Below are 19,804 nucleotides of genomic sequence, written 5' to 3'. Positions count from 1 at the left end.
CGTAAAAACTCTTTGGAGCCAGATGAGAAGCTCAGGTGATAGGTTGGCCATTTCGAAACCGTCGGATACAAGGATGTATCCGTCGGAGCTACAGGGAAGTACTCGTGCGTTTTCGAAATGGCCATCCTATTGCCTGAGCGCCCCTGATTCCGCGGCACAGGCCTGCCTCAGCTCCCGTCCGCATCCCGTCGAACCGGTTCCCCAGCAGCTTTTTCCGCCGCCGCTTTTACATCCCTGGCTTCCGATACGGCTTCCACCATTTCGGCCTCTTCGGAAACCGGCGCCCGGCTCAGTACCAGAAAGCCCAGCACACCCGCGATCACTGAGGCCAATAGCACACCCGCCTTGGCCTGCACCAGCAATTCCGATTGCCCCGCGAAGGCAAGTTCTGAAATAAAAATCGACATGGTGAAACCTATACCGCCAAGCAGTGCAACACCGACAATATGGTGGAAGCTGGCCCCTCTGGGCAGACGCCCCAAACCAAGTTTCCAGCCCAACCAGGTGGCGCCGGTGATTCCCACCAGCTTGCCCACCACCAAGCCGGCGATAACCCCCATGGTCAGGGGATTAAACACTGCCTCGCTGCTGGTGAAGCTGTCGAAGGGTATCCCCGCGTTCGCCAGCGCAAAAATCGGTATCACCAGGAATGCCACCGGTATATGCAAACGGGTCTCCATACGCTGCAGCGGCGATTGCGCCAGGTTGACACCGTTACCCAGGGCCATTACCCGGGCCCGCAACGCGTCGTTGGCAATGATGTTATCGCCGGGGCGAAAGCAGCGGTCGAAACTGCGGATAATATCTTTGACAAATGAGCTGAACGCCACCGGGTCATATTTTGGCCGCGCGGGCAAGGCCAAAGCGGTAATGACACCCGCCAGGGTAGCGTGCACCCCAGCCTCGTGCAGCTCATACCAGAGCAGCATACCGACGAAAACATAGGCTGGAGAACGGCGCACCCCAGCCGCCTTGAACAGCCACATAATCAACACCAGGGCGCCCGCGGTCATCAGCGCCGTCATCTTGACGTCCTCGGTATACCAGATGGCGATCACCAGAATCGCCCCCAAGTCGTCGACAATCGCCAGAGCCACCAGGAACATGACTACTGAGCGCGGTACCCGGTTGCCGAGAAGCGCGATACAACCCACGGCAAAGGCAATATCCGTGGCCATCGGGATGCCCCAGCCGGGCTCCGCCTCGGTTCCACTGTTTAAGCCCGCGTAGATCAGTGCCGGAACCAACATACCGCCGACGGCGGCGAGCACCGGCAACACCGCCTGCTTGAGATCGGAAAGCTCCCCCACCAGAAATTCACGTTTCAGTTCCAGGCCAACGAGAAAGAAAAAGATGGCCATCAGGCCGTCATTAATCCAGTGGTGCACCGTGAGTGAAAAGGTCCAGTCGCCGATATTGAGGCTCAGCGGCATGTGCAGTATATGTTCGTATGCGTGCTGCAGAGGAGAATTGGCAATCAAAAGCGCCGCCACGGCACTTAGCATCAGCAATATGCCACTACTGCTCTGGCGGTGGATAAATTCCTCGAACGGGGTTACCAGCCGTCCAAAGGCATTTTCCAGGGGCGCCTCAAACACCTTCCCCTTGCGAATCTTGAATTTATCCAGCACCCTTTTTGCCATCGGCCACCGACCTCCTTTCTTCTAGAGTAGTTCGCACCCGTGCCGCCAAGCATCCAAACACATGCGGCAACCACCGTAGTGCGCCGGTACTTCTATCAACGGGAGTCGGAGGGTAGCATGGCAATCATTTCCTCCTCTACACCTTTTGGACAATAGCCTGTTTCGTGACCCGTCTGGATATTTTGTTAGTACAACGCAACCTGGCCAACTCCCGCACCCACGCAAAAAAACTGGTGGACGCAGGCAGGGTAATGCTCTCCTCCGGCGGCCACTGGCAACCCGCACGAAAAGCGGGCCAGCCGGTTGGCGAAGACTGGGAACTCAGAGTGGAACCACTGCCGGAAGACTGCTATGTATCTCGCGCCGGACTAAAGCTGGCCGCCATACTCGACCACACGGGGCTGGACGCGAGCGGCTGGAATGCCCTGGACGTAGGCTGCTCCACAGGTGGATTCAGCGACTGCCTGCTGCAGCGTGGCGCGGCACAGGTGGTGGGCGTGGATGTGGGCCGCGATCAGCTGGCGGCCAAACTGCGCGAGGACCCGCGCATGCATCTATTCGAAGGCATCAACGCCCGCAGTCTGACCGCCGCTCAACTGGCACCCTATGGCGACAGCGGTTTCGATGCAATCGTCATGGATGTGTCCTTTATCTCCCAGACATTGATACTGCCGCGGCTGCCGGCACTGCTCCGCCCCGGTGGCGAGCTGCTCAGCCTGGTGAAACCCCAATTCGAGGTGGGGCCGGAGGGCATCGGCAAGGGCGGTCTTGTGCGGGACACAGCACTCTATCCCAAAGTACAGGAGAAGGTCACTGGGATGTGTAAAGCGCTGGGATTGGAGGTCAAGGAGTACATCGACAGCCCCATCCGGGGCGGTGACGGCAACCGGGAGTTTTTGCTCTGGGCAAGCCGCGGCACCGGTATACCCCGGTGATGCCACGGGCACCGAGCGGCCCGTCTCTTCCCGGCAAAGGGCAACTTATTTCAGCAATTTTTCCAGTTTGGCCTTGAAGCGCTGCGGCGGCCGCTCCGTGGGTGAGTGGCTGCGGGGCGGGCGCAGCACCAGCTGCCCCTGACAGTTGGGACAGCACATCTCCAGCTGCCGGGCACAGTGGGGGCAGAACGTACATTCAAATGAGCAGATAAAAGCGCGGTCGGTGAGCCCCAGCGGAGCGCTGCAGCGCTCGCAGGTGGACTTCATTCTCAGCATGGCGGTCCCGTACCTTTACAATCCTGGCATCAGACATAAGCGGCGGTCCGATGAAAGTGGGACCACCGATCCTGACGAAGCGGGCCGCCAGTGGAAACTTCCGGCTACTCCGCCTCAAGCTGCTGGTCGGTACGTGCGGCCATGATGAAGTCGTTCTTGTGCAGCCCCTTGGCTTCGTGGCTCCACCAGGTCACGGTCACTTTACCCCATTCAGTCAGCAGCGCCGGGTGGTGACCGGCCTCCTCCGCGATGGCACCCACGCGGTTGGTAAACGCCAGCGCCTGCTTGAAGTTACGGAACTTAAAGACCCGCTCCAGTTGCAGAATTCCGTCGCGGGTTATCGGTGTCCAATCGGGGATCTGCCGCAGCAGCTCTGGGAGTTCTTCATCGCTGACCAAAGGGGCATCGGCGCGGCAGGCTTCACACTGTTGTTGGGCGAGTTCGGTCATAGGAGAGTCCTCAAGATATTGTGTTTATTATGGCTTGTCTTGACTTGGACTGACTCTAACCGCCACACCCGAAGGAAACAAGTGCACCGACCAAAAACCGATTTTATATGGTTTTGACCGCGCTAAATGGGACAGATTACTAAAAACGACACAGGAAAGTGCCGTTTGAGCCCCCTATCCTTCTCCGCCTTCCCCAAAAAAAAAGGCCGGTCTCAAAACGAGACCGGCCTTTTACCCACAAGGGATCGCCCCTTAAACCGCACTCTCTGCGATTTTTTCTTTCCAGATCAGCGGGCCGCTGCTGTGTACAGAGTCTCCCTGGCTATCTACAGCCACGGTCACCGGCATATCCTCCACCTCGAACTCGTAGATGGCTTCCATCCCCAGCTCCGGGAAGGCGACGACCCGGGCCTCCTTGATCGCCTGAGCCACCAGATAGGCGGCACCGCCGACAGCCATCAAATAAACGGCTTTGTTGTCGCGGATGGCCTCGATCGCGGCGGGGCCGCGCTCGGCCTTGCCTATCATCCCCAGTAGACCGGTTTGCTCCAACATGGTGCGGGTGAACTTGTCCATGCGGGTCGCGGTTGTGGGACCTGCAGGACCCACCACTTCGTCACGCACGGGGTCCACCGGGCCCACGTAATAGATAAAGCGACCGGACAGGTCCACCGGCAGTTTCTCACCTTTGGCAAGGATATCCACCATCTTCTTGTGCGCGGCATCGCGGCCAGTGAGCATTTTACCGTTGAGCAGCAGGGTTTCGCCGGGCTGCCAGCTCAGCACATCCTCGCGGGTGACGGTATCCAGATTCACCCGCCGCGCACCACCGCCCGCTTCGCGGGTGATTTCCGGCCAGTCTGACAGTGCCGGCGGCGTCTGACGCGCCGGACCGGAGCCGTCCAGAGTGAAGTGGGTGTGGCGGGTAGCGGCGCAGTTGGGGATGATCGCCACCGCCTTGTTGGCGGCGTGGGTCGGGAAATCCTTGACCTTCACATCCAGCACAGTAGTAAGGCCACCCAGGCCCTGAGCACCGATCCCCAGCCTGTTGACCTTCTCATACAACTCCAGGCGCAGCTCTTCGGCGCGGTTGGCGGGACCACGCTCCTGCAGTTCCTGAATATCGATCGGGTCCAGCAGGGATTCCTTCGCCAACAGCATGGCCTTCTCGGCGGTTCCACCGATGCCTATGCCCAGCATTCCCGGGGGACACCAGCCTGCACCCATCTGGGGCACCATCTGCAAGACCCAGTCTACGACGGAGTCGGAGGGGTTCAGCATGGCGAACTTGCTTTTCGCCTCACTGCCACCACCTTTGGCCGCCACATAGACTTCTACGGTGTCACCGGGCACGATTTCATAGTGAATCACCGCCGGGGTGTTGTCGCCGGTGTTCTTGCGGGCGCCGTCCGGGTCCGCGAGGATGGACGCGCGCAGAACATTGTCCGGGTTTGTGTAGGCGCGGCGCACACCCTCGTTGACCATCTCGGTCACACTCATCTCCGCATCCCACTGAACATTCATACCCACCTTCATCTTCACCGTGACGATGCCGGTGTCCTGGCAAATGGGGCGATGGCCCTGGGCACACATGCGCGAATTGATCAGTATCTGCGCCATGGCATCCTTGGCCGCCGGATTGGCTTCCTTTTCGTAGGCTTTGTGCAGGGCCTGAATAAAGTCCCGCGGGTGATAGTAAGAGATGAATTGCAATGCGTCGGCGACGCTGTCGATCAGATCATCCTGGCGGATAGTGGTCATGTCCGACTCCGGTTAACGTCTCGGGGAGGCGGGCAATTTTACACAATTTGTGGGGGTATTGCGGGAAATGCTGAGCTGACCGGCTAACACGATCGCTGATCGCTCTAAGAGTCCTGAGAATGATCCTGTGGGAGAGTAGACTGTTCGGCGATTCACAACCCTCCGTTAGTGCCATCGGGTACGTCCCTGTACCCCGCTGCTTCAACTCGCCGATCCCGTCACATAAGCTTTCGATCCGGGACTACCGCTCGTTGAAGCTTCATATGAAATTGGTCAGCGGTTCCTTAAAGGGACGATGCGGCAGTGCTGGAACCGGACTGCAGGCTGCGAATGGCCTCGCGCAGCTGCACCAGGTCTTTATTCACTGAGCGGCGATAGGCGTCCATGGATTCGACCGCTTCTTCGTTGGCGCCCACACGGGCGGTGAGATCAGAACGCACGGAAGCCAGCTGGCGTTCCAGGCTAACCAGTTTGTCCGCCGTTTCGCGCTGCTTTTCGGTAGTGCTCTTACGCAGCTCCGCCAGGGAGGATTCCACCGCGGCAATCTTTTGCACACTGGCGCTCAGCCCATTGACCTTGCCCGCCAGGGCAGCCAGCTCTTTCTTGTTGGCAGCCGCGGACTTCTTATTGGCGGCAATGCTCTTGCGGTTGGTGTCGTATGACACGCCCCAGAGCTTGCGGATTTCGGAGGCGTTCTCTTTGACCTTGGCGTTGAGCACCTCGACAGACGCCGATGCCTCTTCGTCCGACATTTCAAAACGCTTCTCCAGCTCGGCGATACGGGCCTCCGCATCGACCAATTGAACCCGGCTGGCCTGCCACTGCTGATACAGGAAGGCCGCCGCACCCAGTCCCGCCAGAGCCAGTATCAGCGCAAACAGGGCCAGTACCGGGAAGCCGCCGCCCGGTTCCTCCGCAACGGGCGCGGGCTGCGGCGTACGCGGGCTGCGCCCGATGGGCCCGGTATCCAATTGCGGCTCGATGGCGGCGCTGCTGTCCAATGTTGGCTCTCTGCGTTGCATATTGACTATTTACCTGATGATTTCACTGATCCGGGCACCCGACACTTGGTATCCGGATCTGTCATGACTTGAATCCAGCGGCAGTTATACCAAAAGCTGACGAAAAAGTAAGCGCTCCTCTATAGCCTAGCCGGAGGCCACAGGCGGGACAAACGGCGTCTCGTAACCGCGCAGACACCAAAAGCCAGAAGGATTCTACATCCCCCCTTGCGATTGAGAAATCCGCCCCCATACGCGTTTCTCCGCTATCCCGGCTTAATAACGCCCGATGGCCCGTGTAGAATGCCCTCACCAACAACCTGTCACAAAGGAAGGAAAACACCATGGCTTTCGAACTGCCTGAACTCCCCTACGCGAAGAATGCCCTGGAACCGCATATCTCTGAGGAAACCCTCGAGTACCACTACGGCAAGCACCACAAAACTTACGTAGACAAACTGAACGGCCTGCTGGAAGGTACACCCGACGCCGACAAATCTCTGGAAGAAGTCATCAAAACCTCTTCCGGTGGTGTGTTCAACAACGCAGCCCAGGTTTGGAACCACACTTTTTACTGGAACTGCCTGAGCCCCAATGGCGGCGGCGCCCCCACTGGCCCTGTTGCCGAAGCGATCGACAAGGCGTTTGGCTCCTTTGACAAGTTCAAGGAAGAATTCAGCACCAGTGCCGTAAACAACTTCGGCTCCGGCTGGACCTGGCTGGTCAAGAAGAACGACGGCACCCTCGCCATCGTCAACACCTCCAACGCCGGCACACCGCTGACCGAAGCCGACCAGACTCCCCTGCTGACCTGTGACGTTTGGGAGCATGCCTACTACATCGACTACCGCAACCTGCGTCCGAAGTACCTCGAAGCTTTCTGGAACCTGGTGAACTGGGACTTCGTGAACCAGAACTTCGGCGCCTGAGAAGACACCGAAAACGCATAAAAGCGGGCCCTGCGCCCGCTTTTTTTGTAGAGACCGCACCAAAAACAACAGCAAAGATAACAGGGGAGATGACGATGAAGCTAATAACCACCCTGTTCGCCACTGCCATCAGCGCAATAGCGATGACCGGCTGTGACCGCGATCGTAATTCCGAAATTTCACCGCAAATCAAGCGGGAAAGTACCGAGGCCACTCAAGCAGCCCCACAGACGCTCCCGGCTCCGGGAAGTGCCGACCCGGCGGCCATCGCCCAAGCCAACCGGCTGTTCGAGGACTTTTTCCAGGAGCATCTATCCCGCAGCCCGCAATTTATGACCTTCCTGGGCGTAAAAGAGGACTACGGCAAATGGGACGACCTCTCCCCCGAGTTTGCCCAGGAGACACACGATATCAACCTGCGTCAGCTGGCCACACTGAATAAGCTGGACCCGTCCAAACTCGACGACGCCACGTACTTGAGTCTGCAACTGGCCAAGCGCAAACTGGAACAGGAGATCGAGGCCTACAAATGGCGCCTGCACAGCTACCCCGTCAATCAAATGTATGCGGTGCACACGGGCGTCGCATCACTGTTGATCAACCAGCACCGCATTGATAACGCCGATGACGCAGAGGCCTATATCGCACGCCTCAACGCCCTGCCAGCGCACTTCGACCAATTGCAGAAAAACCTGGAGGCGTGCGCCGAAGCCGGAACCATAGTGCCTAAATTTGTCTTTCCCTATGTGATCAGCGATGCCAGAAACCTGATCACCGGCGCTCCTTTTGACGACGGCGATGACAGCACCCTGTTCGCGGACTTCAAGGGTAAGGTGGAACAGTTGGCGATCGACAGCGAACGCAAAGAACAGCTGGTAGGCAAAGCCAAGTCAGCGCTGCTTTCCAGCGCCGGCCCCGCCTACAGGAAACTGATCGCTTACCTTCAGCAACTGGAGAAGCGCGCCACTACCGATGACGGAGTCTGGAAACTCGCCAACGGCGACGAATTCTATGCGTTCAAATTGCGGCAATACACCACCACAGATCTGAGTGCAGACGAGATCCATGAAATCGGCCTGCAAGAAGTGGCGCGCATACACGGCGAAATGCGCGAAATCATGCAGCGAGTGGCGTTTGACGGCAGTCTGCAGGATTTCTTTGAATTCATGCGCACCGATGAGCAGTTCTACTATCCCAACACCGCGGACGGTAAACAACGCTACCTGGAAAAGGCCACAGAAATTATCGACACCATGAAAGGCCGCCTGGACGAGCTGTTTATCACCAAGCCCAAGGCGGATTTAATCGTCAAAGCCGTGGAGCCTTTCCGCGAAAAATCCGCGGGCAAGGCTTTCTACCAGCGACCCGCCCCGGACGGCTCACGCCCCGGCATCTACTACGCCAACCTGTACAACACCAAAAACATGCCCACCTATCAGATGGAGGCCCTGGCCTATCACGAAGGGATCCCCGGCCACCATATGCAGCTATCCATTGCCCAGGAACTGGAGGGAATTCCCAAATTCCGCAAGTTCGGCAGCTACACCGCCTACACCGAGGGCTGGGGGCTCTACGCCGAGCTGGTTCCCAAGGAAATGGGTTTCTACCAGGACCCCTATTCCGATTTTGGCCGCCTGGCGATGGAACTCTGGCGCGCGGGCCGCCTAGTGGTGGATACAGGCATCCACAGCAAGCGGTGGACCCGCGAGGAGGCCATTAACTACTTGCTGCAAAATACCCCCAACCCGAAAGGTGATGTCGTCAAAGCCATAGAGCGCTACATCGTCATGCCGGGCCAGGCCACCGCCTATAAAATCGGTATGCTCAAAATCGTGGAACTGCGCGAAAAAGCGAAACAGGCACTCGGCGACCAGTTTGATATCCGCCAGTTCCACGACACCGTTCTGGCCAACGGCGCAGTGCCGCTGGACATTCTGGAAGTACTGGTGGAACGCTGGATTGAACAGGAAAAACAGCGCTGAAGAAAACCTTGGTGAATTCTTCTGAGGGGCCTCTGATGTATTCGCTTCCAAGCGATTGAGCACTTCCGGGGCACTCAGGCAATAGGATGGCCATTTCAAAAACGCACGAGTGCTTCCCTGTAGCTCCGACGGATACATCCTTGTATCCGACGGTTTCGAAATGGCCAGCCTATCACCTGAGCTTCTCATCTGGCTCCAAAGCGTTTTTACGTCAGGAAGTGAATTAATCAGAGGTGCCTTAAGAAGCCCGGGTGATGGGATGGGCATCGCGAAACCGTAGGGGGGGCTGAGACCTACTCGTGCGTTTTCCAAATGCCCATCTCGAGGAACATCACCAGCTCGATATCCCGCTGGATACTTCACGCTTTCACCGGGGAAACAAAATTGCTCGGTTTCATCGCCAGGAGCGAACAGCGCACTTTCTGCAAAATATTTTCCGCCGTGTTCCCCATAATAAAGCCGGGGATACCAGTGCGCCCCACTGTGCCCATCACCAAAATATCAAAGCGTTGCTCATCGATCAGCATGGGAATATAGCGATCCGGTCGGGCAATTTCATGGTGCACCGCCAATGTTCCTCCGATGCCCGAGGCATCAATCAGTGCATCGAGCTTTGCCCGGTGCGTCGCCCGTGCCGCTTCGACGGCCCTGTTCAGCTCCTCGTCGGACGCGCTGAGGGGAAAATTGTGGCGCAGGTATTCGTCCACGTCGTAGTCCCAGCAGGAAATGATGTGTAACTCGCCGCTGCACGTATCCGCCAGCGACCTGGCACAGCGCAGCAGGCCAATTGCAAGTTCGTAAACACTCGCTTCCCGGCATTCGGGATCCACAGCTACGGCCACACGGATTTCCCGATGCGGTTTATCGATTGGGCGGCACAGCCACACCGGACAGGGACATTTGCGCAACAGCTCCATATCCATGGCCTTGAAACCCAAACGCTGAGCTGCGCCCTCAACATTTTTGACCACGAGATCGTACCCTTCCGCGAGCACCCTGCGAATCACCCGCTCCGCCGGGCGACTGCCGCAGTCCGTTTCCACTTCCAGCGCCAGCGCATCCTTCTCCAACGCCAGTTTTGCCCGCACCTTGTCGAGCGCTTCATCCAGCCGCGCGGCCAACGCATCCATACAGACCTGGCTGAATTCCTCGAACCCATCTGGTATCGCAGGACAAACGATCAACACTTTCACCGCCGCGCCGTTGTTGCGCGCCGCTGCCAGCGCCTGCAGCAGCCCTGCAGTCTCATCGCCTGTGGCATGGCTGACATAAAGAATATTGTGAAAGTTCTGCATAAGGCTTACCCCGGCTGCGCGACTTCTGAAGTTTGCGGGCACTATAGCCTTGCCCCGGCCACACGCTGAGAACCTCTGATCGGCCCGTATCTGGGACCAAAAGCGCGCCATACGCTCGCACCAATGCGTCAGGGGTTCCCCAGTAAATATAGTGGCAGCAGTACTTCCAACCTGCTTTTTACGGAAAAACGGGACATAGGGAACCTCTGATTAAGTCACTTTCTGGTGGCAGAGGTGCTTCGGGGGCGGATGTGAAGCTCAGGTGATAGGACGGACATTTCGAAACCGTCGGATACAGGGGTGTATCCGCCGGAGCTACAGGGAAGTACTCGTGCGTTTTCGAAATGTCCGTTCTATTGCCTGAGCGCCCCGGAAGCCACCATAGTGTTCACGCGAATTAATCAGAGGTTCCATAGTGCGGCGGTGCGGCCACAGGGCCGCCACAAGTGGATCGAAGCGCGGGTCAGATATTCAAGACCTGCTTGACGAAAGGAATGGTGATCTTGCGCTGGGCCATCAGGGAGGCGCGGTCCAGCTGCTCCAGGCACAGGAAGAGCGCACGGGTGTCGCGGGGGGCGCGGTGAAGTATGTACTGGGCCACATCTTCCGGCAGATCGAAGCCGCGCAACTGGCTGCGGCGACGCAAGGCCGCCACCTTGTCGCTGTCGCTGAGCGGGCGCAGCTGGAACACCAGCGCCCACTGCAGGCGCGAACGCAGATCCGCCAGCCCGATATCCAGACCGCGCGGGGACTTGCGCGCCCCCAACAGCAGCTGACCGCCGCCATCCTTGACCCGGTTGTAGAGGTGGAAGAGCGCCGTCTGCCACTCAGAGTGCCCCTCGAGCAGGTGCAGATCGTCGATACACACCAGCTCCAATTGTTCGAGTCCGTCCAAAATCACCGCCGGCTCCATCGCCAGCAGGTCTGCCAAAGGCAGGTACTGGAAGGAGCGGCCGCTGGTTTCGGCACTCTGACAAACCGATTGCAGCAAATGGCTGACCCCGCTGCCGGCATCACCCCAGAGGTAAATAACCGGCTCGGGGTTCTCCCCGCTGGCGAAAGACTGCAGCAGAGCCACCACCTGGCGATTGGGGTCCGCCTCGGAGAGATAGAAGTTATCGAATGTGGCGTCATCCCGCATGGAAACTCCCAGCGGCAGTTGCTGCGGTACGCCCTCGTGTACGCTCATTTCAGTGCCAGCGGTAATGCAGAGGGTTATCCGCGCTGCCAAGAGGGGCGCGGTAGCCAGTCAAATCTATGGGGTCACTGTCCGCCCCAGCCTCCAGCTTGCGATTCAACGCCAGTGCGTCGCGCAGCTTCTGCAGCGTGGCGGAGGTGGTCAGGGCAAGCCGCATGCGGTCGCTGTCGACCGACAACAGATCCGCACTGCTGACCTGGGCCAGCCCCTGCAGATAGGCGGAGGCCTCTGTGTAATCGGCGAAACTGTCGATCCCCGAGATTTCAACGATAACTGTGCCCCGGGGGCCACTGTCACCGCTCGGTCGCACAGCGTAGCGCTGCGCCATCAAATTGGCGGCCTCATCGATCCCTCGCAGGGCCACCTCTTCCAGGGACGTACCGCTGGCATCAAAGGCGTAGCTGCGCCCGCCGTGTATCAACAGCCAGCTGGCCTGCCAGCGCTCGCCGGACACTTCCAGCAATCGGCCCATCAGGGTGGCGTCCGGGCCATAGCGGACGCTGGCGCGCTCGGCGGCGCGCTCGTCCAGGGCCCAGAGATTGCCCAGGGGCATATTGCGCTGGTCATTCAGGTCCATTACCGGGAAGTCCACCGGCAAGCCCCGCTCTAGCGCCATGGCTTCCAGCGCCGCGTAGAGTTCCGGATACTGCTCCTCGCGCAGAGCGCTGCGACCTTGCTGCAGAGTGTCCACCGCTACCCAAACCAAAGTCGCCGGGCGATTGTTCGGCCACATGGGTAGGCCCAGGGTATGAACCTGGTCGGACACGGCCTGGGGATCAAAGGAGAGATGCAGATAAAGCTGGTTGTCCTCCCGCGTGTATCGATACCCCTGCAAGTACTGTTGGGCCCGCTCCAGCACCGTCTTCAATTGAGGGTTGTCGCCAATTGTGGCGTCACCGGTCACGCGCACGAACACCCGCTCCAGCCCACGACTGCTGGCAGAAGCCCGGTCCATAGCACCGCGGCTCGGCACTGCCTCCACCACTTCATACAGATCCGGTATCACCCGGGCCTGAGCGGGCAGAATCAGTGCGCACATCAACAGTGCCAGTACCTTTGACGCCAGCCCGTGCCTGAGCAACTTACGCATCGGATTTCCCCCAAAACCTCTTGTCTTTGGAAGCGACCACCCCACGGAAAGACGCGGGGCGGTGTAAAAAAGGGGCTATTGTATCAGTGTCGGCTATTTCTCCCAGTACCTGGCACGCATTTCTCGACATGGATTTCGCTGAGAAATGGCGGTCTATTCCCACAATCGGTTGAAATTCCACTAGAATACGCGCCCTCTAAAAGTCCACGCAGGATGAACCATGAGCGATTCCAAGCCGCAATCTCTCTCCTATAAAGACGCCGGTGTCGATATCGACGCGGGCAATGCCCTGGTCGATCGCATCAAGCATGTCGCCAAGCGCACCGCGCGCCCGGAAGTGATGGGCGGACTGGGCGGTTTCGGCGCCCTGTGCCAGCTCCCCAGCGGATACAGGGAACCGGTACTGGTGTCCGGCACCGACGGGGTGGGCACCAAGCTGCGCCTGGCCATGGACCTCGGCATCCACGACAGCATCGGTATCGACCTAGTAGCCATGTGCGTCAACGACCTGGTGGTGGCTGGCGCCGAGCCGCTGCTGTTCCTTGATTACTATGCCACCGGCAAGCTGAATGTAGATATCGCCGCTGAAGTGGTTTCCGGTATCGGTACGGGGTGTGAGCAGGCCGGTTGCGCCCTGGTGGGTGGAGAGACCGCTGAGATGCCGGGAATGTACGCAGGTGAAGATTACGACCTGGCCGGCTTCTGTGTGGGTGTGGTGGAGAAGTCCGAAATCATCGACGGCAGCCAAGTCAGAGCGGGCGACGTGCTGATCGGCCTGGCTTCCAGTGGCCCCCACTCCAACGGCTACTCCCTGATTCGGAAGGTACTGGAGATCAGTGGCGCCGACCTGCAGCAACCCCTGGGCGACACCACCCTTGCCCAGGCGCTGATGGCACCGACACGTATCTACGTCAAAAATCTGCTGCAACTGATAAAGAAAACCCAGGTAAACGCCCTCAGCCATATCACCGGCGGCGGTTTGCTGGAAAACCTGCCGCGGGTGCTACCGCAAGGCACCCGCGCACGCATCGATGTCAACAGCTGGGAAATGCCGGCCGTGTTCCGCTGGCTGCGCGAAGCCGGCAACATCGACCAGCGGGAAATGTACCGCACGTTCAACTGCGGGGTTGGTATGGTCGTCTGCGTGCCCGCCGACTCCGCCGATACCGCGCTGGATACACTGCGCCAGCTGGGCGAGGATGCCTTCGTGATCGGTGCTATCGAGGCCGCTGGTGATAACGCGGACCCTGTGGAGCTGGCGGGTATTTAATGACCGGGAGCAAGTGTAAAACAGTAGTACTTATCTCCGGCAGCGGTACCAACCTGCAGGCACTCATTGATACTGCCGCAAGTGAAGGTGCCGAATTCTCCGTCTGCGCGGTGATCAGCAACAAATCCGATGCTTACGGCCTGATCCGCGCCTCCGATGCAGGCATAGCCACCTCGGTAGTCAACCACCGGGACTTCGACGATCGGGGTAGCTTTGACCGCGCCCTTATGGAGGAAATTGACCGCCACCAGCCAGACCTGGTAGTGCTCGCGGGCTTTATGCGCATATTGACGCCGGAATTCGTACGCCACTACAAAGGCCGCCTGCTGAATATCCACCCCTCACTATTGCCCAAGTACCAGGGATTGCACACCCACAAGCGGGCACTGGAGGCAGGTGATGATGAGCACGGCGCAACGGTGCACTTTGTTACCGAAGAGTTGGATGGCGGTCCCGCCATTGTGCAGGCCGTGGTGCCAATTGAAACCGGCGATACCCCCGAGCGGCTTGCAGAGCGCGTGCAGGTACAAGAGCATGTAATTTATCCGCTGGCGGTTACCTGGTTTGCCCAGGGGCGGCTGCGCATGATGGGGGACCAGGCCGAACTGGACGGCGAGATCCTTCCGCGCAGCGGTAAAAAAATTACAAGCTAAGGAACCTCTGATTAATTCGCGTGAACACTACGGTAGGTTCCGGGGCGCTCAGGCAATAGGATGGCCATTTCGAAAACGCACGAGTACTTCCCTGTAGCTCCGACGGATACATCCTTGTATCCGATGGTTTCGAAATAGCCAGCCTACCACCTGAGCTTCTCATCTGGCTCCAAAGAGTGTTGACGTCAGGAAGTGAATTAATCAGAGGCTCCCTAAGACGGCACTTTTTGCGGCCGATGTTGGTCTAAGAGTTCAGGGAAGCCACAGCGCCCCGCACATTGGGCGGGGCAGGACAAAAGGAGGCCGCTGTGTCCTTGCGCCATAATCTTTATTTTCTTTCACTCCTATTCCTGCTCTCTTTATCCTTCCGGCTGCAAGCCGCGGAGCTTCAACCCTTTTCCGCCACTTACTCCGCCAAATTCAACGGATTCAGCGTCACCGCCAAACGTGAACTTTCCGGCAGCAATGACAGCTGGCGGTTGGACTTCCGCGCCGATTCCATTTTCGCCAAAATCCGCGAATATTCCCGCTTTGCCAGCAGCAACAGCCAACTGACACCGCAACACTACGAGTACCACAAGACAGGGCTGGGCCGGGACAGACACACAGTGCTCAATTTTGAGCCAAACGAAGGGCGCGTAGTCAATTTGTCCGATGCCGAGCACACACTGGAAAATACCCCCGAGGACATCCAGGACAAAATCAGCTATCAACTGCAGCTGGCCCTGGATGTCGCTGAGGGTGATAAAGACCTGAAATATCAGGTGGCGGACGGCAAAAAAATTCGCGAATACCGCTTCGCCGTCACCGGAACCGAAAAACTGCAAACGCCACTGGGAGAAGTAAACACGGTCCTGGTGGAGCGCATCCGGGACGGCGGCGCCGAGCGCGAAACCAAAATCTGGTTTGCACCGCAGTGGAACTACGCGCTGGTGAAATTAATGCAGACGGAGGAAGATGGCAAAAGCTATCAGATTTCCTTGACCAAATTGATCATTGACGGAAAAACCATCAGTATCGACTAACAAATTTTCCTTTCCACTCTATTAGCCGACAAAATATCACTATATTCCATAGATTTTTCGGCATTTTATCTTTATAAAGTCGCTGGTTTCCACTGTCCGAGAAGTTTGGCGCTGCTACACTTTTCGGCGGGGAACAACTTGCAATAACCACATACATACTTAATAGGTTTTACAGCCACCGTTCAGCGTTATCTCAATCCTGTTTGTGGCTTTCTATTAACAGCGATAAGAGTGGGACCTTATGAAAAAGACAATTCTGCGTCGCGCAGCCCTGGCTGCCGCAATCAGCACCACCTCCAGCGGGGCCATGGCCGCCGGCTTTTACCTGAATGAAACCAGCATCTCCGGCCTGGGCCGCGCCTTTGCGGCAGAAAACACTGTCGGCGACAACGCCGCAATCCTGGCGCGCAACCCAGCCGGTTCCGCTCTCTTTGACACTATCACCCTCTCTGGCGGTGTTATCTATGTCAATCCGGAAATCGACGCTGAGGGAGACGTTACCTATTTCGCCGCGCCGGATACCCCTATTGCCACCCTCTCTGACCAGAAGGCCACTGACTACGCCCCAACCGCCTGGGTACCCAATGCTTACCTAGCCGTGCCATTCAACGAAAACTGGTCCTTCGGCCTGGCCATGTATTCCAACTACGGCCTGGAAACCGATTTTGACAGTGACTGGCCGGTGACCACCATTGCCGACAAGACCGAGCTGCTGACCGTCAATATCGCTCCGTCGGTAGCCTACGACTTCAACGATCAGTTCAGCATTGGCTTCGCAGTGAACTTCCTCTATGCCGACGCCACTCTGAAAACCATGGTTCCAACCAACTTCGGGCTAAACCCAACCGTCGCTGGCGCCGACATTTTGTCCTATGACGACGCGGATGACTGGGAAGTGAGCTGGACCATTGGCGCCCTGTGGAATATCACCGACCGCACCCGGTTCGGTATTTCCTACCACGCAGAGCTGGATCCCGAACTGGAGGGTGACGTCAATTCCGATTTGGTACCCTTACCCCTGTCTCCGTTCAACGACGCCAAAGGCAAGGTGACACTGGATCTGCCGGACACCCTGGAACTGGGCCTGTACCACCGATTCAACGAAAACTGGGGCCTGGCTCTGGGCGCCCTGTGGACCGACTGGGATGACTTCGAGCGACTCGAAGCCTTTATTCCCGCCGGTGGCGAAGGCTTCAACCCGCTGCTGTTCAAGGAGGAAAACTTCCAGAGCGGCTGGCGCTACAGCATCGCCGGTGAATACTACCCCTGCGAGGAGGTCACCCTGCGCATCGGCTATGCCTACGACGAAGGTGCGGCGCGGGACGGCTTCAATACCGGAGACGCCGCAGCCAACGCCTACGGCCTGCCCATCACTTGGCGGACCCTGTCCATCCCGGATACCGACCGCAACTGGGTAACCATCGGCGGCACCTACAAGTTCAACAACCAGCTGAGTATTGACGGCGGTCTGGCCTACCTGTGGGGTGACGACGAGACCATCCAGGAATTCACTACCGTGCCGGCACCCACCTACTTCGATGGCGGAACCACCAATATCGAAGCCTGGCTGGCAGGTGTTTCCCTGAACTACGCCTTCTGATTGGGCACAGCCCACAAAAAAAGGGCCGGATTGCAAAATCCGGCCCTTTTTTTGTCCCAATCCCGGCTCTCGATATTCACAAGCACCATCCGGCGCTAAGCAGAGGCTGTCCCCGGGACCAGGTATGGATAACTTAACAAGTACGCGTTACTCCCAGCCGCACTGACGCCCTTTATTCTGTTCCTCCAGATACGCCATCAGCGGTTGGAAGTAATCGATGATCGCCGAGGCATCCAGCTCGCGCTGGCCGGTCAGCGCCTCCATGGCATCCGGCCAGGGTTTGCTGGCCCCCATGGCGAGCATATCCCGCAGTTTTTTGCCGGCGGCATCGTTTTTATAAATGGAGCAACGGTGCAACGGGCCAGTCTCGCCGGCGGCCTCACAGAGTGCGCGGTGGAACTGGAATTGCTGTATACGCGCGAGGAAATAACGGGCATAGGGTGTATTTCCAGGGATATGGTACTTGGCACCCGGATCGAAATTGGCCTCGGTGCGCTCAACCGGCGCCTGTATGCCCTGATACTGCTCGCGCAGCTTCCACCAGGCCTTGTTGTAATCTTCCGGTTTTACTTCGCCGTTAAACACCTGCCAGCGCCACTTGTCCACCAAAAGACCGAAAGGCAGGAAGGCAATCTTGTCCAGCGCCTGCTGCATCAGGAAACCGATATCTTTGCTCTCGTCCGGAATTTCATCCATCAGGCCAATCTGCTTGAGGTATTTCGGCGTGATGGACAGGGCGATGGTATCGCCAATCGCCTCGTGGAAACCGTCGTTGGCGCCTTCCTTGTACAGGAAAGGCTGGTGCTTGTAGATACGCTGGTAGAAGTTATGCCCCAGTTCGTGGTGAATGGTGACAAAGTCCTCACCAGTTTTCTGAATGCACATTTTGATACGGATATCATCCTGGCCGTCCATATTCCAGGCACTTGCGTGGCAGACGACATCGCGATCACGGGGCTGGGTAAACTGGGAGGTTTCCCAGAAACTCTGCGGCAACGGTTTAAAGCCGAGAGAGGTGAAGAAATTCTCGCCCACCTTGACCATGTCTTTTTCACTCATGCCGGAATCCACCACCAGCTGAGTCAGGTCATAGGGCGCCTGCATATCCTCGTCCTTGACCAAGTCGTAGATATTGCCCCACTCCTGGGCCCACATATTTCCGAGCAGGTGCGCCGGAATCTTTCCTGTGGACGGCACCACCTCATCCCCGTAATGCTCGTTCAGTTTGGCCCGCACATGACAATGCAAGGCCTCATAAAGCGGCTTGACCTTGTTCCACTGGGCATCCATATCGGCAGAGAAGGCGTCCGGCTCCATGTCGTACTTGGAACGCCAGAAAACACTCAGGTTGTCGTAGCCCAACTCCTGCGCACCGGCATTGCCTATCTCTACCTGGCGCTCGTACAGAGGCTTCATCGGCGGAGAGATCTCGCGCCAACCCACCCACAGCTCCTCGAGCAGCTCGGGGTCGCGGCTCTCGGCCATCAGGCGGCCCATTTCGGTCAGGGTATAACACTTCTCCCCGCCATCTTCCTCGCGGCAATATTTTCCGGCTCCGTACATGCCCTGCATCTTGGAGCCGATCTGCGCAAGCTCCGCAGTCAGTGCCGGATCTTTGGGCGCCGGGAATACCAAGCCCTGTTTGAGCATGGTTAACTGACGGCGAGTATCTGGATCCAGATCCAGGCCGTTGAACTTGGCAGCTTCCGCAGCCAACTCCACCGCCATAGCGGTGTAGCGCTCAGAGGCCAATGCCTCGACAAATTGGGAGTCCCCGTTGATATAGGTAGCCGCCAACCAGCTTGCGCGGCTCGCCTCTTCTGCCATTGCCTCCAGACGCGACTGTGCGTCCTGCAGAAATACCTTGGCATCCTCCGCGGTCAATTGCTTGTTAGCATCCCCGCCAGACACAGAATCGGCCTTTTCGCCTTGACATCCGGCCAGAGCCACAGTCGCGGCAATCGCTAGGGCAATTTTCTTCATGCTCTCCCCCAAATCATTATTGGTTCACTTATTCACTTATAAGTGCCGCCGTTTATAGCATAAGGAGAGCAAGCAAAGGGACGGGACCACTAGTGGCAGGCACATATCGGTACAAAATTTCCCGCAACAAAACAATTTTGGAGAAATATCTTGAGAGAGAAAGGGTGCAGCAGCGGAAGGGAAATATGGAGGCAGCCCAACCAGCAACACCCCCGGCACATGACGTCACTGCTACCGTTGCTCCCTTCCGGGCCTGGCGGGGTTCACAGCTGTTCATTGCGGGGGGACCGGAAGGGCCGCCACAACACTCTTCGCGATATCCGAAGAGGAGCGGCATTATAAGGGAACCGCTGTTGAAGTCCATAGTCCCGTCCCACCAATCCCACTAAAAATGCGGCCCGGGCGCGCCGCAGCAACCCCAGCGGCTGAGCGAATTAATCAGAGCTTCCTTAGGGAACCTCTGATTAGTTCGCGTGAACGCTTTGGTTAGTTCCGTGGCGCTCAGGCAATAGGAGGGCCATTTCGAAAACGCACGAGTACTTCCCTGTAGCTCCGACGGATACATCCCTGTATCCGACGGTTTCGAAATGGCCATCCTATCACCTGAGCTTCTCATCTAGCTCCAAAGAATTTTTACCGTCAGGAAGCGAATTAATCAGAGGTTCCTTAGCGGCTCGCGCTCCGGACCGTTATACTGTGCGCGCCTAAATCCTT

General features: G+C 57.9%; 16 protein-coding genes and 1 other RNA gene. 7 read left to right on the top strand and 10 right to left on the bottom strand.

The features are described 5' to 3' along the window. Positions 1-167: 167 nt before the first annotated feature. Positions 168-1,643: a Na+/H+ antiporter NhaA gene (nhaA, locus tag BM155_RS11255; protein ID WP_082817493.1), complete on the bottom strand. Its 1,476-nt coding sequence runs from the start codon at positions 1,641-1,643 to the stop codon at positions 168-170. A gap of 164 nt (positions 1,644-1,807) precedes the next feature. Here nhaA and BM155_RS11250 point away from each other — a divergent pair, with 164 nt between their 5' ends. Next, complete coding sequence (locus tag BM155_RS11250) at positions 1,808-2,578, top strand: TlyA family RNA methyltransferase (RefSeq protein WP_067154282.1); 771 nt, start codon at positions 1,808-1,810, stop codon at positions 2,576-2,578. A 45-nt stretch (positions 2,579-2,623) separates the two neighbouring features. Here the strand turns inward: BM155_RS11250 and BM155_RS11245 are convergent, their stop codons facing one another. From BM155_RS11245 to BM155_RS11230, 4 genes are all read right to left on the bottom strand, one after another. Beyond that, positions 2,624-2,854 (bottom strand): DUF1272 domain-containing protein, encoded by a 231-nt coding sequence (locus BM155_RS11245; protein WP_074903165.1) that lies wholly within the window; start codon positions 2,852-2,854, stop codon positions 2,624-2,626. A gap of 104 nt (positions 2,855-2,958) precedes the next feature. Beyond that, positions 2,959-3,303 carry a 4a-hydroxytetrahydrobiopterin dehydratase gene (locus BM155_RS11240; protein ID WP_067154288.1) on the bottom strand — a complete coding sequence of 115 codons (345 nt, stop codon included), beginning with the start codon at positions 3,301-3,303 and terminating at the stop codon, positions 2,959-2,961. Between the two features lie 252 nt (positions 3,304-3,555). After that, positions 3,556-5,064, bottom strand: coding sequence for a fumarate hydratase (locus tag BM155_RS11235; RefSeq protein ID WP_067154291.1), 1,509 nt, complete (start codon positions 5,062-5,064; stop codon positions 3,556-3,558). A 284-nt stretch (positions 5,065-5,348) separates the two neighbouring features. Next, entirely contained in the window at positions 5,349-6,086 is a 738-nt protein-coding gene (locus tag BM155_RS11230) for a hypothetical protein (RefSeq protein ID WP_074903161.1), read from the bottom strand. Between the two features lie 323 nt (positions 6,087-6,409). On the opposite strand from BM155_RS11230, the gene sodB reads away from it, so the two are divergent. Together sodB and BM155_RS11220 are read left to right on the top strand one after the other, a co-directional pair. Continuing rightward, complete coding sequence (sodB, locus tag BM155_RS11225; RefSeq protein WP_067154297.1) at positions 6,410-6,994, top strand: superoxide dismutase [Fe]; 585 nt, start codon at positions 6,410-6,412, stop codon at positions 6,992-6,994. Positions 6,995-7,089: 95 nt separating this feature from the next. Then, entirely contained in the window at positions 7,090-8,976 is a 1,887-nt protein-coding gene (locus BM155_RS11220; protein ID WP_074903159.1) for a DUF885 domain-containing protein, read from the top strand. A 359-nt stretch (positions 8,977-9,335) separates the two neighbouring features. Here BM155_RS11220 and BM155_RS11215 read toward each other — a convergent pair whose 3' ends face one another. The 3 genes from BM155_RS11215 to BM155_RS11205 form a co-directional block, all read right to left on the bottom strand. After that, positions 9,336-10,271, bottom strand: coding sequence for a universal stress protein (locus BM155_RS11215; RefSeq protein ID WP_067154303.1), 936 nt, complete (start codon positions 10,269-10,271; stop codon positions 9,336-9,338). 463 nt (positions 10,272-10,734) lie between these two features. Beyond that, complete coding sequence (gene hda / locus BM155_RS11210) at positions 10,735-11,460, bottom strand: DnaA regulatory inactivator Hda (protein ID WP_067154306.1); 726 nt, start codon at positions 11,458-11,460, stop codon at positions 10,735-10,737. 1 nt (position 11,461) lies between these two features. Further along, a complete protein-coding gene (locus BM155_RS11205) occupies positions 11,462-12,559 on the bottom strand; it encodes a DUF2066 domain-containing protein (protein WP_067154309.1) in 1,098 nt (365 codons plus the stop codon). A gap of 220 nt (positions 12,560-12,779) precedes the next feature. Here BM155_RS11205 and purM point away from each other — a divergent pair, with 220 nt between their 5' ends. The 4 genes from purM (at position 12,780) to BM155_RS11185 (ending at position 17,107) form a co-directional block, all read left to right on the top strand. After that, on the top strand, positions 12,780-13,829 hold the full coding sequence (gene purM / locus BM155_RS11200) for a phosphoribosylformylglycinamidine cyclo-ligase (protein ID WP_074903156.1): 1,050 nt from the start codon (positions 12,780-12,782) through the stop codon (positions 13,827-13,829). Continuing rightward, on the top strand, positions 13,829-14,482 hold the full coding sequence (gene purN, locus BM155_RS11195) for a phosphoribosylglycinamide formyltransferase (RefSeq protein WP_074903154.1): 654 nt from the start codon (positions 13,829-13,831) through the stop codon (positions 14,480-14,482). The genes purM and purN overlap by 1 nt, the downstream gene beginning before the upstream one ends. A gap of 308 nt (positions 14,483-14,790) precedes the next feature. Then, positions 14,791-15,507: a DUF3108 domain-containing protein gene (locus tag BM155_RS11190; RefSeq protein WP_231902362.1), complete on the top strand. Its 717-nt coding sequence runs from the start codon at positions 14,791-14,793 to the stop codon at positions 15,505-15,507. Positions 15,508-15,748: 241 nt separating this feature from the next. Next, entirely contained in the window at positions 15,749-17,107 is a 1,359-nt protein-coding gene (locus BM155_RS11185; RefSeq protein WP_067154316.1) for an outer membrane protein transport protein, read from the top strand. Positions 17,108-17,254: 147 nt separating this feature from the next. Here BM155_RS11185 and BM155_RS11180 read toward each other — a convergent pair whose 3' ends face one another. Both BM155_RS11180 and ffs read right to left on the bottom strand, forming a co-directional pair. Then, the gene (locus BM155_RS11180) at positions 17,255-19,090 is read right to left on the bottom strand and encodes a M2 family metallopeptidase (RefSeq protein ID WP_067154317.1); all 1,836 of its coding nucleotides are present in this window, start codon (positions 19,088-19,090) and stop codon (positions 17,255-17,257) included. Between the two features lie 195 nt (positions 19,091-19,285). Then, positions 19,286-19,383, bottom strand: an RNA gene (gene ffs, locus BM155_RS11175) — signal recognition particle sRNA small type. Between the last annotated feature and the right edge of the window lie 421 nt (positions 19,384-19,804).

Source organism: Microbulbifer thermotolerans (assembly GCF_900112305.1).
Taxonomy (GTDB): Bacteria; Pseudomonadota; Gammaproteobacteria; order Pseudomonadales; family Cellvibrionaceae; genus Microbulbifer; species Microbulbifer thermotolerans.
The sequence above is the reverse complement of the archived record's forward strand: the minus strand, read 5'-3'. Positions and strand labels throughout refer to the sequence as shown.

Bases quoted from the DNA above. Each gene is read 5' to 3' on its own strand.
- BM155_RS11180 (WP_067154317.1), bottom strand. From the start codon at position 19,090: ATGAAGAAAATTGCCCTAGCGATTGCCGCGACTGTGGCTCTGGCCGGA.
- sodB (WP_067154297.1), top strand. From the start codon at position 6,410: ATGGCTTTCGAACTGCCTGAACTCCCCTACGCGAAGAATGCCCTGGAA.
- BM155_RS11220 (WP_074903159.1), top strand. From the start codon at position 7,090: ATGAAGCTAATAACCACCCTGTTCGCCACTGCCATCAGCGCAATAGCG.
- BM155_RS11235 (WP_067154291.1), bottom strand. From the start codon at position 5,064: ATGACCACTATCCGCCAGGATGATCTGATCGACAGCGTCGCCGACGCA.
- BM155_RS11205 (WP_067154309.1), bottom strand. From the start codon at position 12,559: ATGCGTAAGTTGCTCAGGCACGGGCTGGCGTCAAAGGTACTGGCACTG.
- BM155_RS11240 (WP_067154288.1), bottom strand. From the start codon at position 3,303: ATGACCGAACTCGCCCAACAACAGTGTGAAGCCTGCCGCGCCGATGCC.
- BM155_RS11185 (WP_067154316.1), top strand. From the start codon at position 15,749: ATGAAAAAGACAATTCTGCGTCGCGCAGCCCTGGCTGCCGCAATCAGC.
- BM155_RS11245 (WP_074903165.1), bottom strand. From the start codon at position 2,854: ATGCTGAGAATGAAGTCCACCTGCGAGCGCTGCAGCGCTCCGCTGGGG.
- purN (WP_074903154.1), top strand. From the start codon at position 13,829: ATGACCGGGAGCAAGTGTAAAACAGTAGTACTTATCTCCGGCAGCGGT.
- hda (WP_067154306.1), bottom strand. From the start codon at position 11,460: ATGAGCGTACACGAGGGCGTACCGCAGCAACTGCCGCTGGGAGTTTCC.
- BM155_RS11230 (WP_074903161.1), bottom strand. From the start codon at position 6,086: ATGCAACGCAGAGAGCCAACATTGGACAGCAGCGCCGCCATCGAGCCG.
- BM155_RS11215 (WP_067154303.1), bottom strand. From the start codon at position 10,271: ATGCAGAACTTTCACAATATTCTTTATGTCAGCCATGCCACAGGCGAT.
- nhaA (WP_082817493.1), bottom strand. From the start codon at position 1,643: ATGGCAAAAAGGGTGCTGGATAAATTCAAGATTCGCAAGGGGAAGGTG.
- purM (WP_074903156.1), top strand. From the start codon at position 12,780: ATGAGCGATTCCAAGCCGCAATCTCTCTCCTATAAAGACGCCGGTGTC.